This is a genomic window from Microbulbifer agarilyticus, from assembly GCF_019800665.1.
GTDB lineage: Bacteria > Pseudomonadota > Gammaproteobacteria > Pseudomonadales > Cellvibrionaceae > Microbulbifer > Microbulbifer agarilyticus_C.
The window spans coordinates 876346-901935 of sequence record NZ_JAHVKO010000001.1 but is presented as its reverse complement, the minus strand read 5'-3'; the positions used below and the strand labels follow the sequence as shown (position 1 = coordinate 901935).

The following is a 25590-nucleotide window of genomic DNA, read 5'->3' as shown; positions in this document are numbered from 1 at the left end:
GAATTTTCGATCATGAGTTCGATGCACAAGAACGTCGCGAAAGCCATTCAGCCATCGGTATCAGCGGATGAGGCTCAGTCCCTGACGAATGAATCTCCTGCACCTGTACAGGGCCAGCCAAATATCAGTCTGGTCAGCAATGGCAATACGCAGGCTCAGGTGGCAGGTGAAGCGGGAAGAGGGCAGCAGGTCAATGACCTTAACTGGTTTGAGCGCCTCGCGCGCAAGCTGGTATTGGGGAAGCTCTCTGCGATCAGCATCGGCACACTGTATGTGCACGAAGTTTACGGTGAGCATAAAATTTTCCAATATGGTCAAACACCGGGATTCTCGGATATCGAGGCGCATCTTCATGTTCGCTCACCGGCGACCTACACACAGGTACTAATGAACGGCACCATCGGCTCTGGCGAAGCGTATATGGAGGGTGATTGGCATTCTCCGGATCTGGTGCAGGTCATACGCCTTATGGTTGCCAACCAGGATCTGCTGCAGAATCTGGATTCCCGTTGGGGCTTTATGCAGAAGGCTGCACTGCGTGTGTTGCACCGGCTGAATGCGAACTCGTTAAATGGTTCCAAGAAGAATATTTCGGCCCACTATGACCTGGGAAATGACTTCTTTGGTCTGTTCCTTGATCCAACCATGCTGTATTCCAGCGCAGTATTTCCATCCGAAAGTGCCAGTCTGGCAGAGGCCTCTGAATTTAAAATGGCCCGCATTTGCCGCAAGTTGCAGTTGAAGCCAACTGACCATCTGCTGGAAATCGGTACCGGCTGGGGTGGCATGGCCGTATATGCCGCGAAGCATTACGGTTGTCAGGTCACCACAACCACCATTTCTCGCGAGCAGTATGAGCACGCCAAGGCATGGGTGGAGCGGGAAGGCTTACAGAATCGTGTGACCTTGTTGCTCAAAGACTATCGGGAGTTGGAAGGGCAATTCGACAAAATTGTCTCCATCGAAATGATTGAGGCGGTAGGGCACGAGTACTACTCCACGTTCTTCGGCCGCTGTAGCGCTCTGCTCAAGGAAGACGGCATTATGGTGATGCAGGCGATCACCATTCAGGATCAGCGGTTTGATGCCTACAAAAACAGTGTCGACTTTATTCAGCGGTACATTTTCCCGGGCGGCTGTCTGCCATCGAACCAGGTGGTGGCCAAGCATATCGCTGAAGATACCGATATGCAGATTGTGGGTCTGGACGATATTACCTTTGATTACGCCAAAACCCTGGCATCCTGGCGCACCGCGTTCTTTGAACATATCGATGAAATTCGTGCGCAGGGGTTCGATCAGCGCTTTATCAATATGTGGGACTTCTACCTGTGCTATTGCGAGGGCGGGTTCCTGGAACGTGTGATCAGTACTGCGCAGTTTACCTTCGCCAAACCGCGCTGCCGTAAGCTACCCCCGCTGCACTGATGTCTATTCCTTTGGTTCAGCAGGCCGAAAGCAGGCCAGTTCCGTTTTGGAAGATGCTGGTCAGTGGTTTGATATTTGAGGGAATCTGGCTCCTATGTGTGCTGGATCCCTCAACGCTTTTGGTGGTGGCATTCACACTGCTTAATTTCGCTTTCCATCTCTTTCTGTTCCATAGCTCCGCTCTTAGCCAAGGCACCCCGCCATCGGTTTTTCGCTCGCTTTTGTGGCTGATTTCCATCTCCGTTGCCGGTATCGCCATGGACGCGATACTGTTCCGCACCGGGCTATTTATCTCCGAACCTTCACCGACAGTGGTGCCGCTATGGCTTGCCTGCCTGTGGCTGAATTTTGCACTCGCAGTCCGCTACGCCTTTGTCTTTTTGCATGGAAAGCTGTGGCTTTCTGCCGTGTTTGGTTTTTTTGGCGGGCCACTCAGTTATTTGATTGGTGCAAAAATTGGTGGCGAGGTCGCGCTGGCAACGCCTTTATGGCTGACCTTGTTGGTTCTGGGGCTATTGTGGTGTGTATTTTTACCGCTGATTATTCGTTTGTTACGTGTCACCCAGCCACCCATACTCACAGATTCGATATAGCTGGCTGTTTTTTCTTATGGAGTTGAAGGACGAGCTTCATGATTGCTTCCATATTCGTGTTATCTCTCTCTGTTACCGGCTGCAGCGCTCCGCAAGCAGTGCTATCTGAAGCCAAAGTCGTCGGCCGGGCAACGCTGCCGGGGAGTGAGCAGGTTCAGTATTGCGAGTACTTTCTGCCCGGTGAAGATAACTGGCGAGTGCTTTACTTCTCACCGAATGGCAGAAAAATCGCGGAAAAGCGTGTGGCGTCACCGGGTGGGCAGGGCACCTTGCCCGCATCATCGCGTCCCAATGTGGCTCAGGAAGATTTTCGCCTCGGTGAAATCCGTGAGGCGGTGAAGCAGCAGGACCAGTGGCTGCTGCGGTATCGCCCCAAGCAGGGCGCGAGATTGCAGGAAAAGCGGGTTGCGGCAAACAAGGTGGATGTCGTTGATGCCGGTTTCGATGCTTTTGTGCGCAGCAATTATTCGGCGCTTGCCCAAGGCCAAACACTCGATTTTGGTTTTGCATCCCCTTTGCATGGTCGCGTAATCACCTTGCGCGCGCGCCGGGCTCCATGCGTTTCTAGCAGGCCAGATCTTTGTATCGAGGTGGAGTTGTCCAGTGGCTTCCTGCGCTGGCTCGCCGGCGGCAAAATCTATCTGGAGTATGGTGCGCCCACCGCCGACGGGCAGGCAGCAGAGCCTCCACGCCTGCTGCGTTTCAGCGGTACGGTGAACCTGTTGAACGACTCCGGGAAATCCCAGAACCTCGATATCCGCTACTTCTATCCGTAAGTCTCTATCCGTAAGTTTCCCCGTTACTTAAGGCGAGTGATGGTCTTTATCCCATGTAAGTCACTCGCTTTCGCTATAAACGCAGTGCCAGATATAGCGAACCATCCTGACGCGTATTCCCACCTTCGTCTAAACCTAAGAGGATACAGGCGACAACATGTGGTGAGGTGCGCCAATGAAGATTCAACTCGTGTTCGGCGTGATGTTTACCGCGACAACTGTTCTGGGGTGTGCCACCCAGCAGGAACAGGTGTACGGTGCCGGCAATATCGTCATCGACACTCAGGGCGTGAATATGCGCCAGTACCAGCTCGACCTGGCAGATTGCAAAACACTGTCCATGGCCGCACGCAATGATGCCGGTCGGCGTGGCTTCTCGCGCGCTGCAGGCGGTGCATTACTCGGTGGTGCACTGGGTGCCATCATCGGCGATAGCAGTAGCGCCGCTGCTGCGGCCGCAGGGGCTGGTGCCATCGTCGGTGGCGTCAGCGGGGTCGGCAGTGCCCATGCGGAAGAGGGCTACATCGCCCGAAACTGTTTACGCGGCCGTGGTTACCGGGTATTGAACTGAGTTTCTAAAACCAACTCCTATTCGGCACTCACAGGACTTGGCTTTCGCCGGGGGATTCATCCTCCGGCTTTTTTCGTTAGCATGCACAAAAAAGCCCGCACGTTTCCGTGCGGGCTTTGCTCAAGTTTTAGCGATAAGGTTTAGCGATCAGGGCGCCGCGAAGGGTACTTCAATTTTGGACTTACCATCTCCATCGGCAATGTCCATATCGCACGGATCACTCAGGTCATTGGTGAAACCTGATGCATTTTCCAAGATTTCCTGGAAGGTAATGATCCGAGTCGAATTGCCTTCTGCACCGACGGCGGCAATATTCGCAAGTATGGTCCGGCCTTTGTCGTCATGGCCATTAGGAACACAAATTTGCGGATGGTCGAACTTGCCTTCCTGGTAGGCAGCGCCCCAGTCGGTCAAGCCGGTTTCCATCATTTCCACCATCGCCGCCTCGCGATCTGCACCTACATCCACAATACGCAATCCGGCGTCCAGATTATGCAGGTTAAGGTTGGCCACACCGAAGCGCTTGTCATCGCTGAGGTCGAAGTCCACAACCGTTTTGTAGAACTCCAAAACCTGACGCAGGTTCATCTTCGATCCATTGTGCATAAACGGACCGGTGAACTTGGTCATGCGGATGGTCGGTGTCTTAAAGAAGCCATTGCGCAATACCAGATCGTCGCTCGGTACCGTCGGATCACAAACCACCAGTCCCATTTCCGGATCACAGGCCAGGTTTATCGCGAACGGTTTGGCTGTCAAATCCCCAGGCGCGGTTGGTATTTGCACGCCGCCGACGCCGACACCAGCCTGCAGGCTATCTGCAATTTTCTGCAACACGGCCTTGCTTTCAGGGCTGTTGTACGGCGCGGGCAGGTCGCCCGGCAGCATACCGATCAGCTGTGCCAGCTTGGCTTTTGACAGGGGGATCAGGCCACCGTTGGTGGTAGTGATGTTGCCTCCTACACTCAAATCTTCGCCAGTGGGACGAATCGCGAGATTGTAGAAACCAGCATCATAAACGCCCTGGTTCTCAAAGGTGTTCATGCGCTCTATGATCGCCGGCGGTTCTTCACCGGCGGGCACAGGTTCGACACCAAAGCCGGTAGTACCACTGATGGTCGCGCCGGTAAACTCAGCAGAGGCATGACACTCGGCACAGTTTGTAGCACCAGCCTGGAAGCGTCCCATACCTTCGTCGATATTCGCGATGGTGGCAGCCGCAGCTTCACACACGCGAGAATCGTAGGGAGGGGCACATCCGCCGATAGGCTCGCCAGCCACCAGCGTTCCACTTTCCGGCTGGTTGGGCGCGTTGGGGGCTTCCGATCCTGTCTCGGCTTTTGGATGGATAAACTCGGCGAACTTCATCGCACAAGAGTCATAAGCAGCAGAGGCTTCTACCTCCGTCGACGAAGGCGGCAGCATTACCGAGCAGTCTTCAAACGAAACACCGTCGCCGTCGGGCTGCAGACCAGTCCAGTCCATGACGATCATGAAGCGGCCATTAATCATCTTGAAGCTGCGTGACGGTGTACCTGCCGGTGGGCGGCTTTTACCTATATCCAGGCGAACCATGGTGCGGCCGTCGGAACTGATGTGCTCAATGATGGTTTCCGGTCCATGGTCGCCATCGGGGTCGGAATCGATCATTCCTCCCGCCATCAGGTCGACAATGGTATTGCCGGTAGTGAGTGTCGCCTCGTAGGCCTGCACGGCGAGTCCCCAGAAGAGGTTGAAGTTAACCTCCATTAGGGTTCTGTTTCCAGAGCCGTAGCTGCAATTGCTCATGTCGACTTTCTGGGTGAAATTCGAAGCTTTGGTCAGGCAGACATCGTTGCCAGAGCCATCACCCCAGAATTTCTCGAGGAAAATATCCTTGATAAAGTCGGAGTAGAGATAGCCGTTGATACCGCGAACCTGTTCTTCAGCAGGATCACAGCCGGCTAGTGGGCCCAGTAAGGAGTCGTTACAGTTCACCCACTGCCCATAGAGGGGAGTGAGCTTCACCATTTTGCGACCAAGATTGTAGTCGCCGCCGCCACCGCCGCCGCGATGAATAAATTCCATTTCGAAATCACTACCGATCGGGCCTACGGCCTGGGAGGCTAGGGAAGAGAAAGGAATTAGCACAGAGTGTTTAAGTGCGTAGTTACCACCCTCGTAAACACGAAGTTTGGCATCCGGGTCGCGGAAACCCAGTGTGTTTACACCGTTAAAAAACATATCCGCGCGGCCATCCCAGAAGCTGCTCTGGTTAAAGATCGCGTTGTAGGTAGTGGGTGTGTTACGGGGTTCCACGCGTCGCACAGTATTGGGGAAGTCCAGATCCTTATTTGGGAATCCGTCAAATAAGTCATCACTGTCATCGAAGCCGTCATCAAGAGCTTCGAGAATACCTGAATCTTGAATGGAACCCGGGATTAGTCCACCGAAGCCAGTCGCACGAACCCCTTGAGATGACACAACGTCGTTTATGTCCTGGCCCGCAATAGAGCCGAGTAAAGCGGTATCCACGAGATTACCTGGGGTGCCATCTTCTTGATCCGGTGTTGCCCCAGCACCGATTAGCGCGCTCTCGCTAATGGGGAAACCGCGAGGCGAACTTAGGCCGCCGTAGTCCATTACGCTGAGCTTTTTGTTAACCCCCAGTAACTGATGCGATGTGTCTCCGCGTAGCAGACCTGGGCTCATGCTGTTCATCGCGCGAATGTCAGCGCCCGAGTTGAAGTGACAACTCGCACAGGCCTGAACACCATCACTGCCTACTTGCATATCAAAGAAAAACAGCTTGCCGAGCTGCTGGAGGTCGGTGCGCTTATTGGGTTTGGTGATCTGCTCCCACTCGGCGGGATTGAAACCATCGCCCTGGCCGTCCAGCAGGCCAAGCACGTTTACGTCGGGCACAGCGACCTTGCTGAGCGGGGGGACGTCAGCTAAAGCTGGGCCGGCAATCAGCGAAAGGGATAAGCCCCAGGCCCCGCCTCTTTGCAAAAATGCGCGGGCTAATGATTTTCTCGTTCCGGGAAACGGTGATCCGTTTGAGTCGGGTGGTGCGTTTGACCGTCCATCCTGTGGAGGACGGTAATCGCCTTTTCGGCAAGCCATGGCTAGATCCCTCTCGCTAGTTACGCTGATCGATTCGTAAATTGCCGCGCGATCCCCTTCGCATAAATCGTCCTGAGCAAACGACAGCATTCATCCCGAAGCTGATCATTTTTTCGGCAATATTAAAAAAATAGGTTTCTGAGGCGCAGATGACAAATGTCTACGTAATGGCAAAGAGCGAGATATGAGAAGGAAGTACCGGCTGGTGGCCGGGACGTATGGGAAATTGATCTCATGGCCAAATGCAGCCTTTAAAGCCGTGAAAAAACCGAAAAACTGTGCAAATAGGGAAAAACTTTATGAAAAACAGCTGTTAGCAACGTCATTGCGCGGAGATTTTTTCGGGGAGTAGGGAAGAGATTCTCCCAATAATCGACTGAGGAAAATTGAGAAATTTTTACGGTGCATTTAGCCGAAACTATGTTTTCCCGCAGTTTTGTAAGTGTTTTTAGCGCGTATTGCAGTGGGTCCCTTAGAGCCAATGAGGGAGCCAATGTGAGAGCCAATGTGAGGGCGATCAGTGTTTATCGTCATTTCTCTGCTCGCAATTAAGCTACGAAGTTTGTAAGAAAAAGGGCCTGCGCTCTATGTGACCTTATTGTGTCATTCCAAATTTCGATGTGTCTTCAGGAGTTGCTTGGGTGCAAGTGGGAAGTAGCTGTTCGGTTAGTTCAGAAGTATTTGGCGCAGTGCGTTTTCTCGAGTCTGAGCAATGGCTGCAAGCCCATCTGACACTTGCCCCATCATGCTGGGTTGAGCGTTGCGCCGTCCCCCGCGATTTACCACTTTCTTCCTAGTGAATTAAAACTTCTCTCCTATGGCGAGCCCGTTGTCTTCGTTCAAAAATCAAAGTCGATTGTTCGTAATTCGATCAGGTTGTACGAAATAAGATCAGTCTTTCAAGGTAAGACGACTAATTCATCCTGTGATGTTGTTTTTGCTGTCACACACCGGTTGGTTTTAATTAGCACGGGCCTTGTCTAATCAAGCAGTTTCACCGAACAAGTGAGTTTTCGGCGCTTGGGTTTGAGACGTCTGGCACTTATGTGCGTGATCCGACACTGGTATTACGTATCGATGTTGAGCCGACTGGATGTCTCGTTCCATCTGCCGCGGGCTCGGCGGGTAATCTGTGAATCACCAAAACCGGGTGTCGAACCACACCTGAATTAGTCGGTTTGCTTTGTCCGAGAAATGGACTTCCGGCTTGTAGATGTTCAAGGAGATATTCATGAAGGCGTATACCCCGATTGCCGCAGCAGTGATGTTGGCGGTGAGCTCAGTAGCTATGGCTGACAACAATGTGGCTACCCAGCTGCAGGAAGGGTTTTTGAATAGTGCCACTGCAGATCAGCACAGCCCCGACTCATCAAACAATTTCATTCTGCAAAAGCAGTACGGTTTTGGGAATATGGCTGATGCCACTCAGGACGGTACGGAAACCGGTAGTGCAATCTATCAGTATCAAGAGGGTGAGCTGAATATGGCCACTTCTGTTCAGGAAGATGGCTACGATAACCTTGCGAATGTGCGCCAGGTTGGCTTCCTGAATGAGGCTTCCACCTATCAGGCCTTTAGCTACGATACCTATGTGAAGGTTCGCCAGTACGGTGGATTTAACTACGCAAATACAGATCAAACCTGGAGTAACTCCAGTGAAATTGCGGTTATCCAGCATGGCTACGGCAACAATGGGGCTGCTTCGCAGTGGGGTACATCGTATTCCAATATCAACATCGAGCAATATGGTCTGGGCAACAATGCCTATACCCTTCAAGTAGGTAGCCACGGCTCCGATGCGTACACCTTCCAATACGGCACTGGAAACAGTGCAGTTACGCTTCAGAGTGCCTTCTACAGTGACTCTCTAATTATCCAGGACGGTGAGTACAACCATGCGATGGTGGATCAGATTGGTGTCGACTTGAGCCAGGCAACCTTGCAAGTCGGTGTTGGTAACTATGCCTCAACGGTGCAGGGTGGTTACAGTCTGAATTCCATGACCACGCAGGTGGGTGAGTACAACGTACATAGTACCTTTCAGCTGTTTGGCTTTGGCGATACCGCCATCGTGTTTCAGGCGGGTACCGCAAACGTTGGTGTGATCGTCCAGTAATTTTCTGGCCTGATTCCCAAAAAAAGGGTGCATTCTTATGAATGCGCCCTTTGTATTTTGGGATGGCAGTTAATGCGCGCTCGATTGAGCGCTTACTGCCCGAGGGTAAACAGTTGAGTGTTGCCACCGGTGGCAACGGTGTTCACCGTTTTGGTTTTTTCGTTGCCAAAACGGAACAGGTAATGCGGACCGCCAGCCTTGGGGCCGGTACCGGACAGGCCCATACCGCCAAAGGGGTTTACCCCAACCACGGCGCCCACCATATCGCGGTTTACATAGCAGTTACCCGCATCCACACGCTTGAAGATGGCACCGGCACGGCCCTCGATACGAGAGTGCAGGCCAAAGGTGAGTCCGTAACCCGTTGCGTTAATGCGGTGGATGACGTCTTCCAGTTCCTCAGCCTTGAAGCGCACCACGTGCAGGAAAGGACCGAAGACTTCGCGCTTCAGCAGATCGAAGTCTTTGATTTCCACCACCTGTGGGCCAAAGAAGGTGCCGTCTTTGGGCTGCTTGGCCGGGTCAAATGCAAACAATGGATTGGCTTCTACCGCCATGCGCTCGCGGTGCGCTTCCAAGAGGCCAAGTGCCTTCTCGTCAATCACTGGGCCGATGTCGGTTTCCAGTTTGGCTGGATCGCCCAGAGTCAGCTCTTCACACGCACCTTTCAGCATGTTGAGCAGGTTGTCTGCGATGACGTCCTGCACACACAGGATGCGCAGGGCGGAACAACGCTGACCGGCGCTCAGGAAGGCAGACTGAATCACATCATCCACTACCTGCTCCGGCAGTGCGGTGGAGTCCACGATCATCACATTCTGGCCACCGGTTTCGGCGATGAGCGGTACGATGGGTCCGTCTTTCTCCGCCAGCTGTCGGTTGATGTGTTTTGCGGTTTCGGTGGAACCGGTAAACGCAACGCCGGCTACGCGTGGATCGTCCAGCAGTGGTTGTCCCACAGCGGCACCGGTACCGGTGATCAGGTGCAATACCTGGCTCGGAACGCCGGCCTCGTGCATCAGCTGGATTGCGCGTGCGGCAATAATTGGTGTTTGTTCAGCAGGTTTTGCTAGCACGCCGTTGCCGGCAGCCAGAGCTGCAACCACCTGGCCGGTGAAAATTGCCAGCGGGAAATTCCACGGGCTGATGCAGACAAACACACCGCGACCGCACAAACTCAGCTCGTTACTTTCACCAGTAGGTCCGGGCAGGGTAGTGGGGGTACTGAAATGCTTGCGCGCACCATTGGCGTAGTAGCGACAGAAATCGACGGCTTCGCGCACTTCGCTAATGCCATCATTTAGGGTACGGCCGGCTTCGCGGCAGATCATCGCCACCAGCTCGTCGGAATGTTGCTCATACAGGTCCGCGACTTTGTCGAGGATCTTCGCGCGCGCATTACCACCCAGGCGGTCCCAGCCGCGCTGTGATTCTGCCGCTGATGCGAATGCCTGTTGAATCTGTTCGGCAGACGTATTTGCCGTATAGCCAACCAGGGAACCGGTCGCCGGATTGACTACGGGCAGGTCTGCACTGCCGGCAACGCCGTCTACAATCGGGCCGCCACTCCACATCATGCTCTCGCTGTTGGCGACAGTCTGCAGCAGAGGAGCAGCAGCAATTGGATCGGTCAGTTCGATGCCGTGAGAATTTTTTCGCGGTAGGCCTTCATGGCCGAGGTAGATGTCTGCTGGCACCGGAATTTCCGGGTGGCGGTACGGGTTGCAGGCTTCACTTTGCTTGAGAGTGTCCTGTACCAGTTCGGATACTGGCGTTGCCTCGTCCATGAAACGGTTGACGAAAGAACTGTTTGCGCCGTTTTCCAGCAGGCGACGAACCAGGTAGGGAAGCAGGTCTTTGTGCGCGCCTACTGGCGCATAAACCCGTACCGGAACCGACTTACCGTGTACCGCCTCGATCTGGTCGTACAGCAGGTGGCCCATGCCGTGAAGGCGCTGGAACTCGTAATTGTTTGCGTCACCCGCCAGCTCGAGAATCAGGCCAACGGTGTAAGCATTGTGCGTAGCAAACTGCGGGTAAATGGCGTCGCGGCCATCGAGCAGTTTCTTCGCACAAACCTGGTAGGACAGGTCGGTGTGGCACTTGCGGGTATAGACCGGGTAATCGGTAAGGCCCATTTGCTGTGCGTGCTTGATCTCGGTATCCCAGTAAGCACCTTTCACCAGGCGAACCATCAGCTTGCGGCCGGTGTCACGGCCAAGGGCGATCAGCCAGTCGGCTACGTGCGGGGCGCGTTTCTGGTAGGCCTGAAGTACAAAGCCAAGGCCCTGCCAATTACTCAGCTCCGCGTCGCGGGCGAGAGCCTCGAAGATATCCAGTGAAATATCCAGGCGCTCAGCTTCTTCGGCATCGATATTCAGGCCCATGTCGTATTTGGCTGCCGCCACACACAAGGCTTTCACCTGTGGCAATAGTTCGGACATTACCCGTTGCCGTTGCAGTTCACTGTAGCGGGGGTGCAGGGCAGAAAGCTTGATGGAAATACCGTTGGCTTCCACAACATCGCGCTTGGTGTTATCCGCGCCAATGGCTTCAATGGCCATCATGTAGGCATCGAAGTAACGCTGGGCGTCTGCCATGGTGCGGGCGCCTTCGCCGAGCATGTCGAAGGAGAAGCGGGTGCCGGGCTTGTTTTCGGCCGGGCCGCGCTTCAGTGCTTCTTTAATGGTGCGACCGAGAACGTACTGCCCACCCATGATTTTCATGGCCTGCATCATGGAGGTGCGGACCATGGGTTCACCCATGCGACTGACCAGGCGCTTCACCCAGGTAGAAGGTTTTTCGGTAATGTCCGGGTCCAGCTCAACGATGTTGCCGGTGAGCATCAGGCCCCAGGTCGACGCGTTTACGAACAGTGAGTCAGACTGACCGCGATGGCTCGACCAGTTCCCGGAATGCACCTTTTCGGCGATCAGCTTGTCTGCGGTGTCTGAATCCGGGACCCGTAGCAGGGACTCCGCCAGGCACATCAGTGCAACCCCTTCCTTATTAGAGAGTCCAAACTGCTGCAGGAAGGCATCCAGAGTACCGCGCTTGCTGCGCTGTTCGCGGGACTTAACCACCAGATCGCTGGCGGTTGCCAGAATCTTCTCGCGTAGTGCTTCGCCAGGACGCGGGGCGGCCAGTAGTTCACTGACGCATTGGTTCTCGTCGGCGTGCAGGTATTCCCGTGCTTTCTGGCGTGCACTTTTGAGATCTCCGGAGAAGTGTGTGGGCATAGGTATTTCCTCGAAACTCCCTAGGGAAAATTTGGTCAGAATAAAAAACCGGATTATGTGGGAAATATCCCAGAATTAATCTCCAATTTGGAAAAAAGTGTGGTTAAATGTAGGGGTTATCCGGTTAATTACCAGTAGGGTATTTTGCTATGTCTCGAAAATTGGAAGATCTGGACCGTATCGACCGCCAGATTCTGCGAATTCTTCAGCATGCAGGCCGTCTTCCCAATGTGGAGCTGGCGCGCCGAGTCAATCTCAGCCCCACGCCCTGTCTTGAACGGGTCAAGCGCTTGGAGCGTGAAGGCTTCATCAAAGAATATGTCGCACTGCTGGACCCGCTGAAGGTACACGCTGGTCTGGTGGTGTATATCCAGGTGTCTCTGACCGATACCGCCACAGAAGCGCTCGAAGCATTCAACAAGCACCTGTCTGGTCTTGAAGAGGTGCAGGAGTGTCATATGGTGGCCGGCGGTTTTGACTACCTGATCAAAATCCGTATTAAGGATATGCTCGGCTATCGCCAATTCCTCGGGGAAAAGCTGGCCTCGGTACCGGGTGTGCGGGAGACCCATACCTATGTGGTGATCGAGGAGGTGAAGACCGATACCTCTGTTGCCATCCCTGAGCCGGAACCCAAAAGCGGCAAGCGCTGACCCTTAAGTCCCGGGAGGTCCTGTTATGGCGCTAACCGCCACGCAGAGCGCTGACGCCGATAACCGCCGCGCAACCCTGTTTGCGCTGGCGGCGGTGCTTTGCTGGTCCACTGTGGCCAGTGCCTTCAAGCTGTCGCTGCAGTATCTTTCACCCCTGCAATTGGTGACCATTGCGTCTGCCGTTTCTACCGTGTTCATGGCGGGCGTAATTGTGTGGCGCGGCCACACCGGGCAAGTGGCCCGTGTTTGGCGCCAATCCCGCGGTTGGTTTATCGCGCTGGGGTTCTGTAATCCCTTCCTCTATTACCTGGTTTTATTTAACGCCTACGACCTGTTGCCGGCACAACAGGCGCAGCCGTTGAATTACACCTGGGGCGTCGTGCTGGCGTTGCTGTCCGTTCCGGTATTGAAGCAAACCCTGCGGCGCCAGGATCTTGTGGCGGGAATCGTGTGTTATTCCGGCGTCCTGGTGATCGCGACCCAGGGCAACCTTTCCGAATTGCGCTTTGAGCAACCCCTCGGCGTCGCTCTGGCGCTTCTCAGTACCGTTATCTGGGCCAGTTACTGGCTGCTGAACACACGTATCGGCGGCAACGCTGCGGTGAATCTATTCCTGACCTTCTGCTGTGGCTTGCCCTGGCTCGCGGCTGCGGTCTGGTGGCAGGGCGGCTGGCAGTGGCCGCCACTGGCTGGGTGGGTTGGTGCTGTTTATGTCGGCTTGTTTGAAATGGGTATTGCCTTCCTGTTGTGGCAGGCGGCGTTACTACACTGTGACAACACGGCGCGTATCAGCAACTACATCTATCTGTCACCGCCACTGTCACTACTGCTGATTGCATTGCTGGTGGGCGAGCATATTCACCCTGCAACCATGGCCGGCCTCGGGCTTATTCTGCTCGGTGTAGCCATTCAGCAGGGTGCCGCGCGGCGTCTACTGCTGCGGCGCAAGCCAACACCAAACAAATAAATAACAATAACGACACTCGATGAATAATTTTTCGTTGGGCGTTGAGTGATGAACGAGAAATGCCATGAATTTTGAATTGTCTGATGAACAACAAATGATCCAGGAGGCTGCTCGCCAGTTCGCGGAGAGTGAGCTGAAGCCGGTAGCGGCAGAACTTGATCATACAGGTAACCGCGAATTGCTGTTGCAAAAGCTAAAGCAGTTGGCGGAACTGGGCTTTATGGGGATCAATATCGATCCTGACTTCGGTGGCACCGGCGCGGGCACGATTGCATTCGCCCTGGCGATTGCCGAGATTGCGCGCGGTTGCGCATCCACCGCAACCACCACCTCGGTAACCAATATGGTTGCGGAAGTGATTCAGGCGAAGGGTACTGAGGAACAAAAAGGCTACTTTCTGCCAAAAATATGCAGTGGCGAATACCCCGCGGGTTCTTTCTGCCTGACCGAGCCCGGGTCCGGATCTGATGCCGCCGCCATGCGCACGCGCGCGGTCAAAGATGGCGACGACTACGTGTTAAATGGCAGTAAGCTGTTTATCAGTAGCGCCGAATTTGCCGGCGTTTTCGTTGTTTGGGCGGTTACCGATGGGGCAGCGCCGAAAGGGAAGGGGATCTCCTGTTTCCTGGTCGAAGCCGGCACCCCCGGGCTGGTAATCGGTAAAGCCGAAGAGAAGATGGGGCAAAAGGCCTCGGTTACCAACGAGGTTTCCTTTCAAGATTGTCGTGTACCCGCCGCGAATATGCTCGGCGATGAAAACCGTGGATTCCGTATCGCTGCCGGCGAATTGGCCGGCGGCCGGATCGGCATCGGTTCCCTAGCGCTGGGAATTGGTCTTGAAGCATTAGATTGCGCGCGTGCCTACTTGCAGGAGCGCGAACAGTTTGGCAAGCCGCTCGCTCAGTTCCAGGGGTTGCAGTGGCAGCTCGCGGATAAGTACACGGAAATGGAAGCCGCACGCTTGTTGCTGCTGCAGGCAGCCTGGCAGAAAGACGCCGGCCAACCGTTCGGCCCGGCAGCGTCCATGGCGAAGCTGTACGCGTCCGAGAAGGCCAATGAGGCCTGCTATGTCGCGCTGCAAATGCATGGTGGTGTTGGTTATACAAGAGAATATCCGCTGGAGAGAATGGCTCGAGATGTGCGTATTACCACGATCTACGAGGGGACCAGCGAGATTCAGCGACTAATCATTGCCCGGCATCTTCTTGAAGGCGTTCGTTAATGCGTTAGGCCGTTGCGGTTTGGATACGGGGCCGCTGGATTAGCCCGGCGGCCACTCATCCGCTTTCTTGTACTCCTGCGCGAGCAAAGCTTATCGACCATTACTCGATGCCTTTGCCGGTGGCTGCCCAGTAAATCCCCCCATACAGGTGGGAGAGAAACATGGCATTGGTATACGATGTCGACAAATGACCAAAGCCGGTATAAAAAGCGCGGCCACCATCATATTCCTGGTACCAAGCAAGCGGATGAAAATCTCCCATTCCGCTCGATTTAACTTCGTCCCACTCCGCCTGCGGCTGATAGGTGGATTCATCCACAGAGAGAAGGTAATTCAGGGAATCACTGTGCTCAGGTCCGTAGTTGTAGTATTCCTCGGTCCATAAAAAACGAGATGGCAGGTACTCTGAACCGGGAAAGCCTGGGTCAAGAACATTTACTTTTGCGGACTGTACCGCTGGGTGAGTAACAAAGTTTCGCCCCACTAATCCTTGATACCATGGCCAATCGTATTCAGTATCCGCTGCCGAGTGCACTCCCACATAACCCTTTCCTGCACGGATAAATTTCTGAAAGTCGCTCTGTTGCTGTTCGTTCAGTACATCACCGGTGGTTAACAGGAAGACAACCACATCGAACTGACCCAGGTTCTCTGAGGTAAACGCATTCGCATCGCTGGTATGTACTGCGCTAAAGTCATGTAGTTGGGATAAGTAATTCACAGCTGAAACCGCTGCGGGAATGCTATCGTGTTGCCAGCCTGCCGTTTTGGTAAATACCAGGGCGGTGAACTGCTTTGCGGATAGCGGTGTAGCTATTGTTAGTGCCATTATGAAAGACGCACATATCAATAAAATGGGCTGTTTATTGTCCTGTCTTTTCATTAAATAGCCCCTAACTGTGCTTGTTTGCCTGTATTTGCCACGGCACAGACAGAAAGTACCACAAAGACAATTGCAAGGTTTACATAAGAAGTAGGGGAGGGGGGCGATCAGTGATGAATAGGCGTTAACGCGTAGCGCCGACTCATTTCCGCTCGATAGGAAGTCCGTCGCTGGTGAGAAGCGTTCCCCCGTTTCAAGTCTACCTTGCTCCAGAGCTTCCATAGTGAGTTTCTGGATAGCCAATTTCTGTAATGTAATAGGTTACCCACACATCATGTTGCTGGATCTCGATTTCATCATCGAGCCGCTTTCCCAATAATGCACGGGCCACGGGGCTGTCCATCGAGATCAGTCCCTCTTTCACGTTAAATTCGTCGGGCCCGACAATGCGGTATCTCACTTCCTTGCCGTCCTCGTCCTCCAGTGTCACCCAGGCGCCGAAGAAAACCTTGTCCTGATCGTCGGGAATGCGGTCTACGACGGTGATTTCTTCCAGACGCTTGGTTAGGAAGCGTACCCGACTGTCGATTTCCCGCAGGCGTTTTTTGCCGTAAATATAATCCGCATTCTCACTGCGATCGCCGAGTTTTGCGGCATCACTGACTGCCTGGGTAACCCGCGGTCGCTCAACTTCCCACAACTGCTTTACTTGGGCGCGCATACTTGCGGCGCCCTCGGGCGTAATGTAGCGGGAGCCGCGGGGGCGGGGTGGTCGCCAGCGGCCCATCAGCGATTTTCCTCAAGGTTGTCGATCTGAATACCCGGCCCGGCTTTTGCCAGGGCGAAGTTGAAGACCCGGCTGTAAAATTCGAGCTCACCTTCAAGAGCCATTTCAATACTGCTGGCGGCACGGAAACCGTGCCCTTCTTCCGCAAAGGTGATGTATGCCACGGGTATGCCGCGCCCGCGCAACGCATTGACCATGGTCTCCGCCTGGTTTGGGGGTACCACTTTGTCCTCCAATCCCTGGAAAAAGATCACCGGGCACTCTAACTGTTCAATGTGGTTGATGGGCGAACGTTGCTGGTAAACATTCTCTGCCTGCGGCCAGGGTCCAACCAGCTTGTCCAGATAGCGCGATTCGAACTTGTGTGTATCCCGGGCGAGGGTGGTGAGGTCGCCAATGCCATAATGGCTCGCGCCTGCGGAAAAGGTGTTGTGGAACGTCAGCGCGGCCAGCACGGTATAGCCGCCGGCGCTGCCGCCTTTTATCAGCATACGTTTGGGGTCGGCGAGGCCTTGCTCAACCAGATACTCAGCGCCGGCACAGACATCTTCCACATCGAGCAGGCCCCAGCTGTTCTCCAGGCGGTCGCGATAGTTCCGTCCGTAGCCGGTACTTCCCGAGTAATTAACGTCGAGAACTCCGAAGCCGCGGCTGGTCCAGTATTGCACCTTCAGATTGAGTCCGGCGGACGTGGCGCCGGTGGGGCCACCGTGCCCGAATACAATGATCGGTGGCTTTTCCTCAGCGGGTGCCTGGTAATCTGGATTATGCGGCGGGTAGAAAAAGGCATGTACCTCGCGTTCGCCAACCGCATAGGTCAGGGGCTGCGCGGGAGAAAAATACGTGGCATCTACGGGGACCGAGCTACTGCTGGCGAGGGTCTGGAAGGTGTCGCTTGCTCCCGAGTACTGATAAACCGCCGGGAAGTCCGTCGTGCCGCTGCCAATGAATACGGCCTGATTTTGTGCACAGCGGATGCTTTCGAAATCGCAACCGGGGTGATCGAGCTGAACGTGTTGCCCGCGCTTCAAGTCGATGCGCGCAAGTTTCCAGATTCCCTGCTGGGTATAGGTGCAGAAGATAGTGTTTGCATCCAGGAATCCGTAGGTCGACATTCCGAACACCCATTGCGGTGTTGCGAATTCGGCGTCGAGCTCCCAGATGGGCTTGTCGCTTCCTGCCCAGTAAATATTCCACCAGTTGCTTTTGTCGGAAACGTAGAACAGGTCCCCACTGGGGGACCACTGGGGCTGAAAGATCGATTCCCCTTGGCCGCCGGCAATTTTCTGCACCTGCGGGATACCGCCATCCTTATCGAATTCGGCGATCAAGAGTTCTGTTGAATCCCATGGCATGTTGGGGTGATGCCACTGCAGGAAGCTGAGTTGTTTACCGTCTGGGCTGAGACTTGGCGATGCGTAAAAGTCCGCGCCTTCGGCCAATACGGTTTGCCGGGGCGTTGAGTCACTTTCATTCGCGTGCTTGAGGTCAATGGCTATTAACCGCGCCACTGCTTCCGAGGCTGGGTCTGAATTATCTTCCTGTACGCAGATAAGCCGGTTACGGGACGCGTCAAGTTGCAGGTCTGCGTAATGGAACGGGCCTTCCGGGGTAATTGCCTCCGGGGTATGGCCGTCCAGTGGCATACGGTAAATACGTTGATCGGCCGCGAGCACGAAATAAACGTGGCCACCACCGATGGTGTAGACGCCACCGCCATACTCGTGCGCCTTGGAACGAATGCTCAAGGGCGCTGGCAGCAAGTCTCTGGTTTTAGGGCCTGCCGGGTCCGAATAGTCACATTCCACCAGCGCGGAACGTCCTTTTTCCGTTGGGCGCGACTCTAACCAATATGCCTTGCCGTCAAAGAGCTGAGCCTCACTGAGGCGGACGTTACCCCCGGTAAGCAGGTTTGCGGTTATTGGGGATTTCCAGCTGCCATAAGGCGCGGTCGTGGAATCGCCACGAGCCGGTGTATCGGGAGAGGAGACATTGCGAGACGACATAATGTTGAGTCTGTTCCTTGTTCTTTTTTCAGTCGTTTGAGCGGACTGGTTTGGCGATATTGTACGTCAGCGCCTGCCGGTAACAAGGGTGGCATTGGCGCTTTCCGGTGGCTGATCTTTACTGATTCTATAGACAATTTTTCGTCGCTTGTCGCGCGATACTTTTTTGTTGCGCACGATGTCGGCACAGGGCCGTGGCGTATGTATTCGCAAGAGTGAAAATAGGAATGCAGGCACTTTCAGATTTTTTCCATTCCGTCATCAGCATAGGCAACCAGATTACCTGGGGTGGGGTAGGCGGTATCTGGTGGGTCGGCATCTTGATTGCCGCGCTGCTACCTGCGGGTCTCTATTTCACGGTGCGCACTGGATTCATACAGATCCGCGGCTTCGGGCACATGATTCGCGTGATGGCACACAGTTTTCACAAAGAAAGTGACGACTCGATTTCTTCCTTTCAGGCATTCGCTACCAGTGCGGCGGCGCGGGTTGGCACAGGCAATATTGCCGGGGTGGCGGTAGCGATTACCGCCGGCGGACCGGGGGCGGTTTTCTGGATGTGGGTTGTTGCGCTGGTGGGCATGGCGACAAGCTTGATTGAGAACACCCTGGCCCAGACCTTCAAGGAAACCGGGGACGAGCCCGGGACCTTCCGCGGTGGGCCTGCGTACTATATCGACAAAGGACTCGGGCGAAACTGGAAGTGGTTGTCGGTGGCGTTCTCAATCTTTCTGGTGATCTGCTTCGGCTTCTTCTTTAACGCGGTACAGGCCAACGCCATGGCAGACGCGGTGCACGAGGCATGGGGCATCAATCCGCTCTTGATGGGTTGTGTGATCGCAGTGCTGGCTGGCGTGATTGTGTTCGGCGGTATTCACTCCATCGGCCGCTTTGCCGGTATCGTTGTGCCCATCATGGCACTTTGCTATATCGCAATCGCCTTCGCCATTGTGGTGCTGAACATCGAGCGCTTGCCCGAGGTATTTGGTTTCATTATCGGCAGTGCCTTCGGTGCCCAGGAAATGGGCGCCGGGGCATTTGGTGCGGTGATTGCGAACGGCATCAAGCGCGGGTTGTTCTCGAACGAGGCAGGGATGGGGTCATCGCCTAACGTGGGTGCCGCTGCGGACGTTAAGCACCCGGTAGTACAGGGTTACGTACAAATGGCCTCGGTGTTTCTCGACACCATGATGATCTGTACCGCGACGGCCAGTATTATTCTGCTGAGTGGTGTGGAGTATGCCGGCGTTGTGGAAGGTGTGACACTGACGCAGGCTGCTCTTGCCAGTGAGGTTGGCCCCTGGGGAAATAGCTTCCTGGCGATAGCGCTGCTGTTCTTCGCGTTTACCTCGATCATTGCCAATTACTACTACGCGGAAACCAACATCTTCTATCTGTGGCATACCCGTGTATCCATCTTCTGCTACCGGGCGCTCTACATCTGCTTCATCTTGTTTGGCGCCTGGGTGGCGTACAGTGGTAGCTCGGACAATTTTTCACTGTTGTGGAATATGGCAGATATGTCCATGGGCTTTATGGCGTCGGCGAATCTGCTGGCGATCCTACTGTTGTCTGGCGTGGCTCTGAAAGTGGTTGCCGATTATGAGGCACAGCTCCGGCGCGGTGTTAAGGAGCCCGTGTTCGATGCGCGTGACCATCATATTCCCGGTGTTGAGTTGTCTGTTTGGTCACCAGAATCTGCGTCGGGCGCCAAGCCCAAGCATCCTAACTAACCCATAGAATCTGTGACGTGGGCCCCACCTAACAATGCGATGCGGTTTGTGGCCTTGCTGTGAACCAGTGGGCAATTGGTCGCTCGACTGTTAATAGCTTATTCGAGTGAGAACCAGTCCCCATCTGCCCTGGAAGGAATCCCTTAATCTCAGCCGTATTACTATAAATCTAGCCCCGGGTGGCGGCGAGGAATTCATGGCGAACCAGGAAAGGTTTCAAATTGTCTCTGCGGGAAAAACCGTCCGCGCCAAGGCGCCTCAGGAAGTTTTGCAACAACTGATCAGTACCTTTTCCATTGGTTCTGAACAGGGCAAAAAGCTGTTTCTGAAAGGCTGGGTGATTAAAGATCAGCTCTCATCCGCGCAGGTGGTGCAGTACCGCACACAATTGCAGCAATTGGGTTTGAAGATCGAAGTACACCCGGCAGGCAAGTTTGATAATCAGGCAATCCTTGCGCGCCTCAAGTTTGCCCGTCAGCGTGAGGCGCGAAAAAGCCAAGGTGGCCAAGCCGCGCTCGACGCAAGTAAACCGCATACCGAGGTGGCTGCACCGGAACCCAGCGACCAGCAGGCGGCTAGTGAGCTGAAACCTTCCAAAGCCCCGGTAGTAAGTGAGGCGGCTCAGCAGCAAGCAAAAAATCCGGTAGCGGGCGAAGGCTCTGCCCAGAAGGCGCCAAATAGCCACAAGAACGGCACTGCATGGAAGCAGCTGCGCGCGCTGTTCCAGGACGAGGTGGCACCTCAGAATGCGTCGCTGGCATCGCGCATTGCATTGTTCCCGCACATATTGGCGGCGGCCATCGTGCCTGTGGGCTTCGCGCTGCTGCTGTGCCTGTGTTTGTATCAGCTGGGCATGGCATTGTGGTCAATGCCTGCAGCGGCCCTTGCTGGTGAGTTTGGTGCTGCAACAATTTTGGGTGCAGTGCTGACGGGGCTGCTTGTGCTGTTTGTGGGCGCGGTGATGGTTTACCCGTTCTACACCGCCCGTGGCACGGAAGGAAGTGCGGAAGAGGGGCAGGAGAATCAGGCTCTGCGCCTACTGAAGAAAGACGCTCCGGGCCTGTTCTTGCTATTGGATGTTGTTGAAGATACCTGCGGACTGGGTATAGCGACAAAGCAGAAAGGCCCGCAAAACCTGTCGAGCGCAGTGGTAGGCACTCAGGTGGTAGTGACGCCTGGCGCACAAGTCAAAGTGATCAAGGCGGGCCAGGGGCAATTCCGGCTTTCTCTGGGCCTTGCGGCGGTCGCCAGTTTGCAAGGCGGAGATGTTCTCGGGCTAATTGGCCGCGCGTTCAGTTATTACCAAGACCGCTGGAGCCGTCTGGCAACAGAGCTATCCATTGGTACCGCGCAGCGCTTGCACAACATGCAGGAAGCATTCGAACAAGAACGCACCATTTTCGGTAGCGATGACAGTGTAATTACCCCGGTGCGTCCCTTGCATCGGATGTTTGCTTTGTGTGGTCATGCACTGATTCCCGTTGTGGAGCGACTACAAAATATCCACGGTCGCCTGAGTGGGCGTTTAGGCCGGTATCTGGAGGCGCAGGCGGACAGGACCGTGGCGTATTTGCTGGGCAGTGACGGTTTTCAGGGCTTCGCGGAACGTTGGAATTACCTGGTGCATTCGGACCTGATCTGCAGCGAGATCAACCGCGAGGCACAGCTGATCGGTAAGAAACTGGCCGAAGTACCGGCCGCGGTTCGCTGGATGTATAACAATCTGAGCAGCGAAGACAAGACCGGAATCGATGCCGCAATGGGGCAGGAGACGGAGTTCTGGCCAACGGACGAACCGGCGGGGCACCAGCGTATTGCTGCAGTAGAGGCGCACGATTGCGCCCCTCAATTGCAGCGCGTCGACTTCTCACTGCAAAAGCTCTTTGACGACTTTGCAGAGCTTTGTGGTCGGGTAAGCCGTGCTGATGGCGACGATAGTTGCCGTCCTGTAGAGAACCGCTTGCTTCTGGAGTCCGACAAGGAGAGTGAAGCGGCACAGCAGGTTTTGACGGAGTATTTCAACCGGGTAATCCCTCGGGATTTCCTGCACCTTGAACTCCCCACCAACAATGAATTGGCAGAGCTTGATCTGCAGACGTCCATTGACTGGCTGCGTTCGCGCTTGCTGGACTTGCAGGAACTGGAGCAGCGTCGGGCACAACTGCAGCTCAGTAGTGCGCGTATCCAGGTTGGTGCGGCGCTGGTGCGAGCAAACCTGCGTATCGATCCGCGAAGTTATGACCTGAGTGGCACGACACCGTCTGCTGCGGATGAATCTGTCCGCGACAATCGCGTGCGTCTCGAAGAGTGTCAGCAGCAGCGGCACTTGATTCACAGCCTGTTTTATCAGCGTATTACGAGAACCATTGCCACGATGGACAGGGGGGCTCGCACGGGTGCGGAGGCTGCGGTTTCACGCCTGCGTGGCTTTGATGCGCTGGCCGAGCCGCTTACCGTACTCGGCCGCTACGGTGATGTAGTGTGCGAGCTGATTGAACGATTGCCGCAACAGGAGCTGCCGCAAGCCCTGTTGCAAAAGTACCCGCAGATCATCTGTGAGCAGGTGCGCAAACTGAACCAGCTGGTTGCAAGCCATGGTCTGGGAATGAGTGCGCCTCAGCAGCAAAAGTTGTCTGCCTGCGGTGAAGGGGTTATTGAGTTGTCGCTCAGTGGGCGCAAGGATGAGCTCGCCAGCGGACTTCAGGCGCTCGAATTGCGTTGCAAGACGGTATGTGGCGTGGTGCAGGAAGCCTACCAATTGGAGCTGGCGCGTCTACTGAAACTATGCCTCGAAGAAGAGAAGCGAATTAAGGTAAAACCTCTACGCCTCGCGGCAATATCTGCCTAGCTGAAGGGGTAAATGGGGGCGGGTAGGGCTAGCTTGGCGCTGCCCGTGCTGTGGCCTAGCCCCCAGCGAGTTTCACCTTGTAGCTTTTTGCTTCGAGTACCGCTTTGATCTCGTCTCGCTTGTCGCCCTGAATCTCTATCACGCCATCTTTCAGTGCACCGCCACAGCCGCAGCGCTTTTTCAGCTCTGCCAGCAAGAGCTTGAGCTCGCTATCAGTGCCTTCTACGCCCCGAACGCAGGTGACGCCTTTACCTTTGCGTCCCTTGGTCTCTCGCTGAATTCGCACAATACCATCACCGCTATGGCGCTTCTCTTCGGGCTTTTCTTCCTTGATCCGGCCGCGGTCAGTGGAGTATACGAGTCGGCTTTTGTCGCGCATGTCAGTTCCCGGTCAGTCAGCTCATTCAGTGGAAAGGGGGGGGGGCAAAATTGTGTGCCCGGAAGAATCCGGTGGCGAAGCATAGCGGATACAGTGGAAGCGGACAAAGCGCTGGCGTATTCTGCGACCCAGAGGTCGGCTAGAATGTCACCTAGTTCAATAAGGCGAAAGGCTCGAATTCATGGCGCTTACCGGGACCCGCAAACGGCTGAATGAAATTATCTTCGGCACCGATTCGCCCGCGGGTAAGAATTTTGATGTATTCCTGATCTGGGCGATTCTGCTCAGTGTCGCACTGGTGCTATTCGCGTCGGTGGAATCTCTATGGGTGCGTTTTGGCGAGACTTTCTATGTCCTGGAGTGGTTTTTCACCGGGCTATTTACGGTGGAATACTTGGCGCGCATATATTGCGCTCGTGATCGCCGTGAATATGTCACCAGCTTCTATGGCATTGTCGATTTACTGGCGATCCTGCCCAGCTATCTCGCACTGATTTTTACCGGCGCTACCTATCTGATGGTAATCCGCTTGCTGCGGGTACTGCGAATTTTTCGGGTACTCAAGCTGGTGCGGTATTTGCGGGATGCGAATCTTCTGGTGCGCTCACTCTGGCAAGCGCGCCGTCGAATTCTGGTGTTCTACACCAGCGTTCTGGTGATTTGCATTATCTTTGGCAGCGTCATGTTTATCGTGGAAGGGCCGCGCCATGGCTTTACCAGTATCCCGAAGAGTATCTACTGGACCATTGTCACCATCACCACGGTTGGCTATGGCGATATCACTCCGCATACGCCACTGGGGCAAGCCATTGCAGCAATGACCATGCTGATCGGCTACTCCATTATCGCGGTACCTACCGGGATTGTGACCGCGGAACTGGCACATGAGCTCGGCCGGGAGAAACAGCTTGCCCGTTGTCACAACTGTGGAAAAAGCGGGCACGACGCCGACGCGGAGTACTGCAAGCAGTGCGGTTATCGCCTTGAAGACTTCGAAGAGCCCGTCGACGAAGAGTCCTAGGGGCGGCGCTTAACAGCTACCGGGGTATCCGTTATCCTTGCGCCCCGATTTACCCCATCGATCCTCAAGGTAGGCCGGAATCCGGCCGCGCCGCCGCGGGACTGGACCTAGCCTCCACTATCAACTGGTAACTGCACTCAATGGATATTCAGGGATACTGTGCCCCGGGCTTTGAGGCCCTCTACGACGCTTTTGCGTCTAACTTCCGCGATCATGGTGATGTAGGGGCATCATTTTGTGCAGTCCAAGAAGGCGAGGTGGTTGCGTCCCTTTGGGCCGGTACTACCGATCGTGCGGGGACGCAGGACTTCGAGGAAGATACCCTCGTTAATGTATTCTCGTCATCCAAGGGCATTCTTGCCCTGATTGCACTGCAGCAGGTTGCCGCTGGGAACCTCGATCTCGACTTGCCCGTTGCCCATTATTGGCCGGACTTTGCGCAAGCGGGTAAATCGCTGGTCACAGGCCGCCAATTATTGAGCCATCGCAGCGGAGTGATCGCGTTTTCCGAGAAAGTTGCAGACGACCTGATCTACGATTGGAACCGCGCGTTGCAGCAAGTAGCCGCAACCACACCCTGGTGGGAACCGGGTAGCCAGCAGGGTTACTCGCCATTTCTGTATGGATGGACCGTGGGGGGGCTGATCGAGGCGGCCAGTGGTCGCACTGTACGTGACCTGTATCGCAGTGGAATTGGTGATCCGCTTGAACTGGATGGCGGTTTCGGTGGAGTGGGGCATCGCTCCACGCATATTGCCGACGTGGGGCCTTTGAAAAAGCCGCTACCGGAGCTGCGTGATAATGCGATCGGCCGCTCAATCAAGGAAGATCGTCAGGGTCCCGTGGCTACAGCGTTTACCAATCCGGTATCACTCATGATGGGTACAAACGGTGATGCGTGGCGAGGTGCGTTGATACCAGCAGCCAACGGCCATTTCAGTGCCCGCGACCTCGCGGCCGTTTATGGTGACCTTGCCAGTGATGCCCCCCAATTACTGTCTTCGGGAGCGCTCGCGGACGCGACGCAAGAACAAACCCGTGGTCAAGACGCCATACTACAAACAGATGTGGCCTTCGGCTGTGGTTTCCTGAAGTCAGGTGCCGCGCGAGATCTGGCGTTTGGTGGTGCCAAAGGCTTTGGGCATCCGGGTGCCGGCGGCAGCGTTGGCTTTGCGGATCCCGAGGTTGAAGTGGGCTTCGGTTATGTTACCTCGCGTATGGGGCAGAGCCTGTTTATGGATCAGCGCGCGGTCGGGCTGAAAGACTGCCTGTATCGGCTGATATAAACCGGCAAAAAATTACTGAGACAAACCTGAATATCTT

General features: G+C 55.0%; 18 protein-coding genes. 12 read left to right on the top strand and 6 right to left on the bottom strand.

Annotation, left to right across the window (positions count from 1 at the left end; translation table 11 throughout):
- Positions 1-12 precede the first annotated feature (12 nt).
- The 4 genes from KUV22_RS03715 (at position 13) to KUV22_RS03700 (ending at position 3368) form a co-directional block, all read left to right on the top strand.
- Positions 13-1428, top strand: coding sequence for an SAM-dependent methyltransferase (locus KUV22_RS03715; protein WP_222228469.1), 1416 nt, complete (start codon positions 13-15; stop codon positions 1426-1428).
- A complete protein-coding gene (locus tag KUV22_RS03710) occupies positions 1428-2021 on the top strand; it encodes a DUF2878 domain-containing protein (protein ID WP_222228468.1) in 594 nt (197 codons plus the stop codon). Before KUV22_RS03715 ends, KUV22_RS03710 begins: the two co-directional genes overlap by 1 nt.
- A gap of 38 nt (positions 2022-2059) precedes the next feature.
- The gene (locus KUV22_RS03705; RefSeq protein WP_222228467.1) at positions 2060-2797 is read left to right on the top strand and encodes a hypothetical protein; all 738 of its coding nucleotides are present in this window, start codon (positions 2060-2062) and stop codon (positions 2795-2797) included.
- A 175-nt stretch (positions 2798-2972) separates the two neighbouring features.
- Complete coding sequence (locus KUV22_RS03700; protein WP_222228466.1) at positions 2973-3368, top strand: glycine zipper family protein; 396 nt, start codon at positions 2973-2975, stop codon at positions 3366-3368.
- A 147-nt stretch (positions 3369-3515) separates the two neighbouring features.
- On the opposite strand, the gene KUV22_RS03695 is transcribed toward KUV22_RS03700, so the two are convergent.
- Positions 3516-6272, bottom strand: a complete 2757-nt coding sequence (locus KUV22_RS03695; RefSeq protein WP_222228465.1) for a cytochrome c peroxidase — start codon at positions 6270-6272, stop codon at positions 3516-3518.
- Between the two features lie 1432 nt (positions 6273-7704).
- On the opposite strand from KUV22_RS03695, the gene KUV22_RS03690 reads away from it, so the two are divergent.
- Positions 7705-8589: a hypothetical protein gene (locus KUV22_RS03690; protein ID WP_222228464.1), complete on the top strand. Its 885-nt coding sequence runs from the start codon at positions 7705-7707 to the stop codon at positions 8587-8589.
- A gap of 92 nt (positions 8590-8681) precedes the next feature.
- Here KUV22_RS03690 and putA read toward each other — a convergent pair whose 3' ends face one another.
- The gene (gene putA / locus KUV22_RS03685) at positions 8682-11828 is read right to left on the bottom strand and encodes a bifunctional proline dehydrogenase/L-glutamate gamma-semialdehyde dehydrogenase PutA (protein WP_222228463.1); all 3147 of its coding nucleotides are present in this window, start codon (positions 11826-11828) and stop codon (positions 8682-8684) included.
- A 149-nt stretch (positions 11829-11977) separates the two neighbouring features.
- On the opposite strand from putA, the gene KUV22_RS03680 reads away from it, so the two are divergent.
- The 3 genes from KUV22_RS03680 to KUV22_RS03670 all read left to right on the top strand — a co-directional run bounded on the left by KUV22_RS03680 (position 11978) and on the right by KUV22_RS03670 (position 14670).
- On the top strand, positions 11978-12481 hold the full coding sequence (locus tag KUV22_RS03680; protein ID WP_222228462.1) for an Lrp/AsnC ligand binding domain-containing protein: 504 nt from the start codon (positions 11978-11980) through the stop codon (positions 12479-12481).
- Between the two features lie 25 nt (positions 12482-12506).
- Positions 12507-13448, top strand: coding sequence for a DMT family transporter (locus tag KUV22_RS03675; RefSeq protein ID WP_222228460.1), 942 nt, complete (start codon positions 12507-12509; stop codon positions 13446-13448).
- Between the two features lie 64 nt (positions 13449-13512).
- A complete protein-coding gene (locus tag KUV22_RS03670; protein ID WP_222228458.1) occupies positions 13513-14670 on the top strand; it encodes an acyl-CoA dehydrogenase family protein in 1158 nt (385 codons plus the stop codon).
- A gap of 100 nt (positions 14671-14770) precedes the next feature.
- On the opposite strand, the gene KUV22_RS03665 is transcribed toward KUV22_RS03670, so the two are convergent.
- The 3 genes from KUV22_RS03665 to KUV22_RS03655 form a co-directional block, all read right to left on the bottom strand.
- The gene (locus KUV22_RS03665) at positions 14771-15553 is read right to left on the bottom strand and encodes a ThuA domain-containing protein (RefSeq protein WP_222228456.1); all 783 of its coding nucleotides are present in this window, start codon (positions 15551-15553) and stop codon (positions 14771-14773) included.
- Between the two features lie 199 nt (positions 15554-15752).
- Positions 15753-16280, bottom strand: a complete 528-nt coding sequence (gene greB, locus KUV22_RS03660; RefSeq protein WP_222228454.1) for a transcription elongation factor GreB — start codon at positions 16278-16280, stop codon at positions 15753-15755.
- On the bottom strand, positions 16280-18286 hold the full coding sequence (locus KUV22_RS03655; RefSeq protein WP_261319088.1) for a S9 family peptidase: 2007 nt from the start codon (positions 18284-18286) through the stop codon (positions 16280-16282). The genes greB and KUV22_RS03655 overlap by 1 nt, the downstream gene beginning before the upstream one ends.
- 227 nt (positions 18287-18513) lie before the next feature.
- Here KUV22_RS03655 and KUV22_RS03650 point away from each other — a divergent pair, with 227 nt between their 5' ends.
- Complete coding sequence (locus KUV22_RS03650) at positions 18514-20019, top strand: alanine/glycine:cation symporter family protein (RefSeq protein ID WP_222228452.1); 1506 nt, start codon at positions 18514-18516, stop codon at positions 20017-20019.
- A gap of 196 nt (positions 20020-20215) precedes the next feature.
- Entirely contained in the window at positions 20216-22867 is a 2652-nt protein-coding gene (locus tag KUV22_RS03645; protein WP_222228450.1) for a hypothetical protein, read from the top strand.
- A gap of 55 nt (positions 22868-22922) precedes the next feature.
- On the opposite strand, the gene yciH is transcribed toward KUV22_RS03645, so the two are convergent.
- Positions 22923-23246, bottom strand: coding sequence for a stress response translation initiation inhibitor YciH (gene yciH / locus KUV22_RS03640; protein WP_222228448.1), 324 nt, complete (start codon positions 23244-23246; stop codon positions 22923-22925).
- A 181-nt stretch (positions 23247-23427) separates the two neighbouring features.
- On the opposite strand from yciH, the gene KUV22_RS03635 reads away from it, so the two are divergent.
- Together KUV22_RS03635 and KUV22_RS03630 are read left to right on the top strand one after the other, a co-directional pair.
- Positions 23428-24267 carry an ion transporter gene (locus KUV22_RS03635; protein WP_222228446.1) on the top strand — a complete coding sequence of 280 codons (840 nt, stop codon included), beginning with the start codon at positions 23428-23430 and terminating at the stop codon, positions 24265-24267.
- A gap of 140 nt (positions 24268-24407) precedes the next feature.
- A complete protein-coding gene (locus tag KUV22_RS03630; protein WP_222228444.1) occupies positions 24408-25553 on the top strand; it encodes a serine hydrolase domain-containing protein in 1146 nt (381 codons plus the stop codon).
- Positions 25554-25590 lie beyond the last annotated feature (37 nt).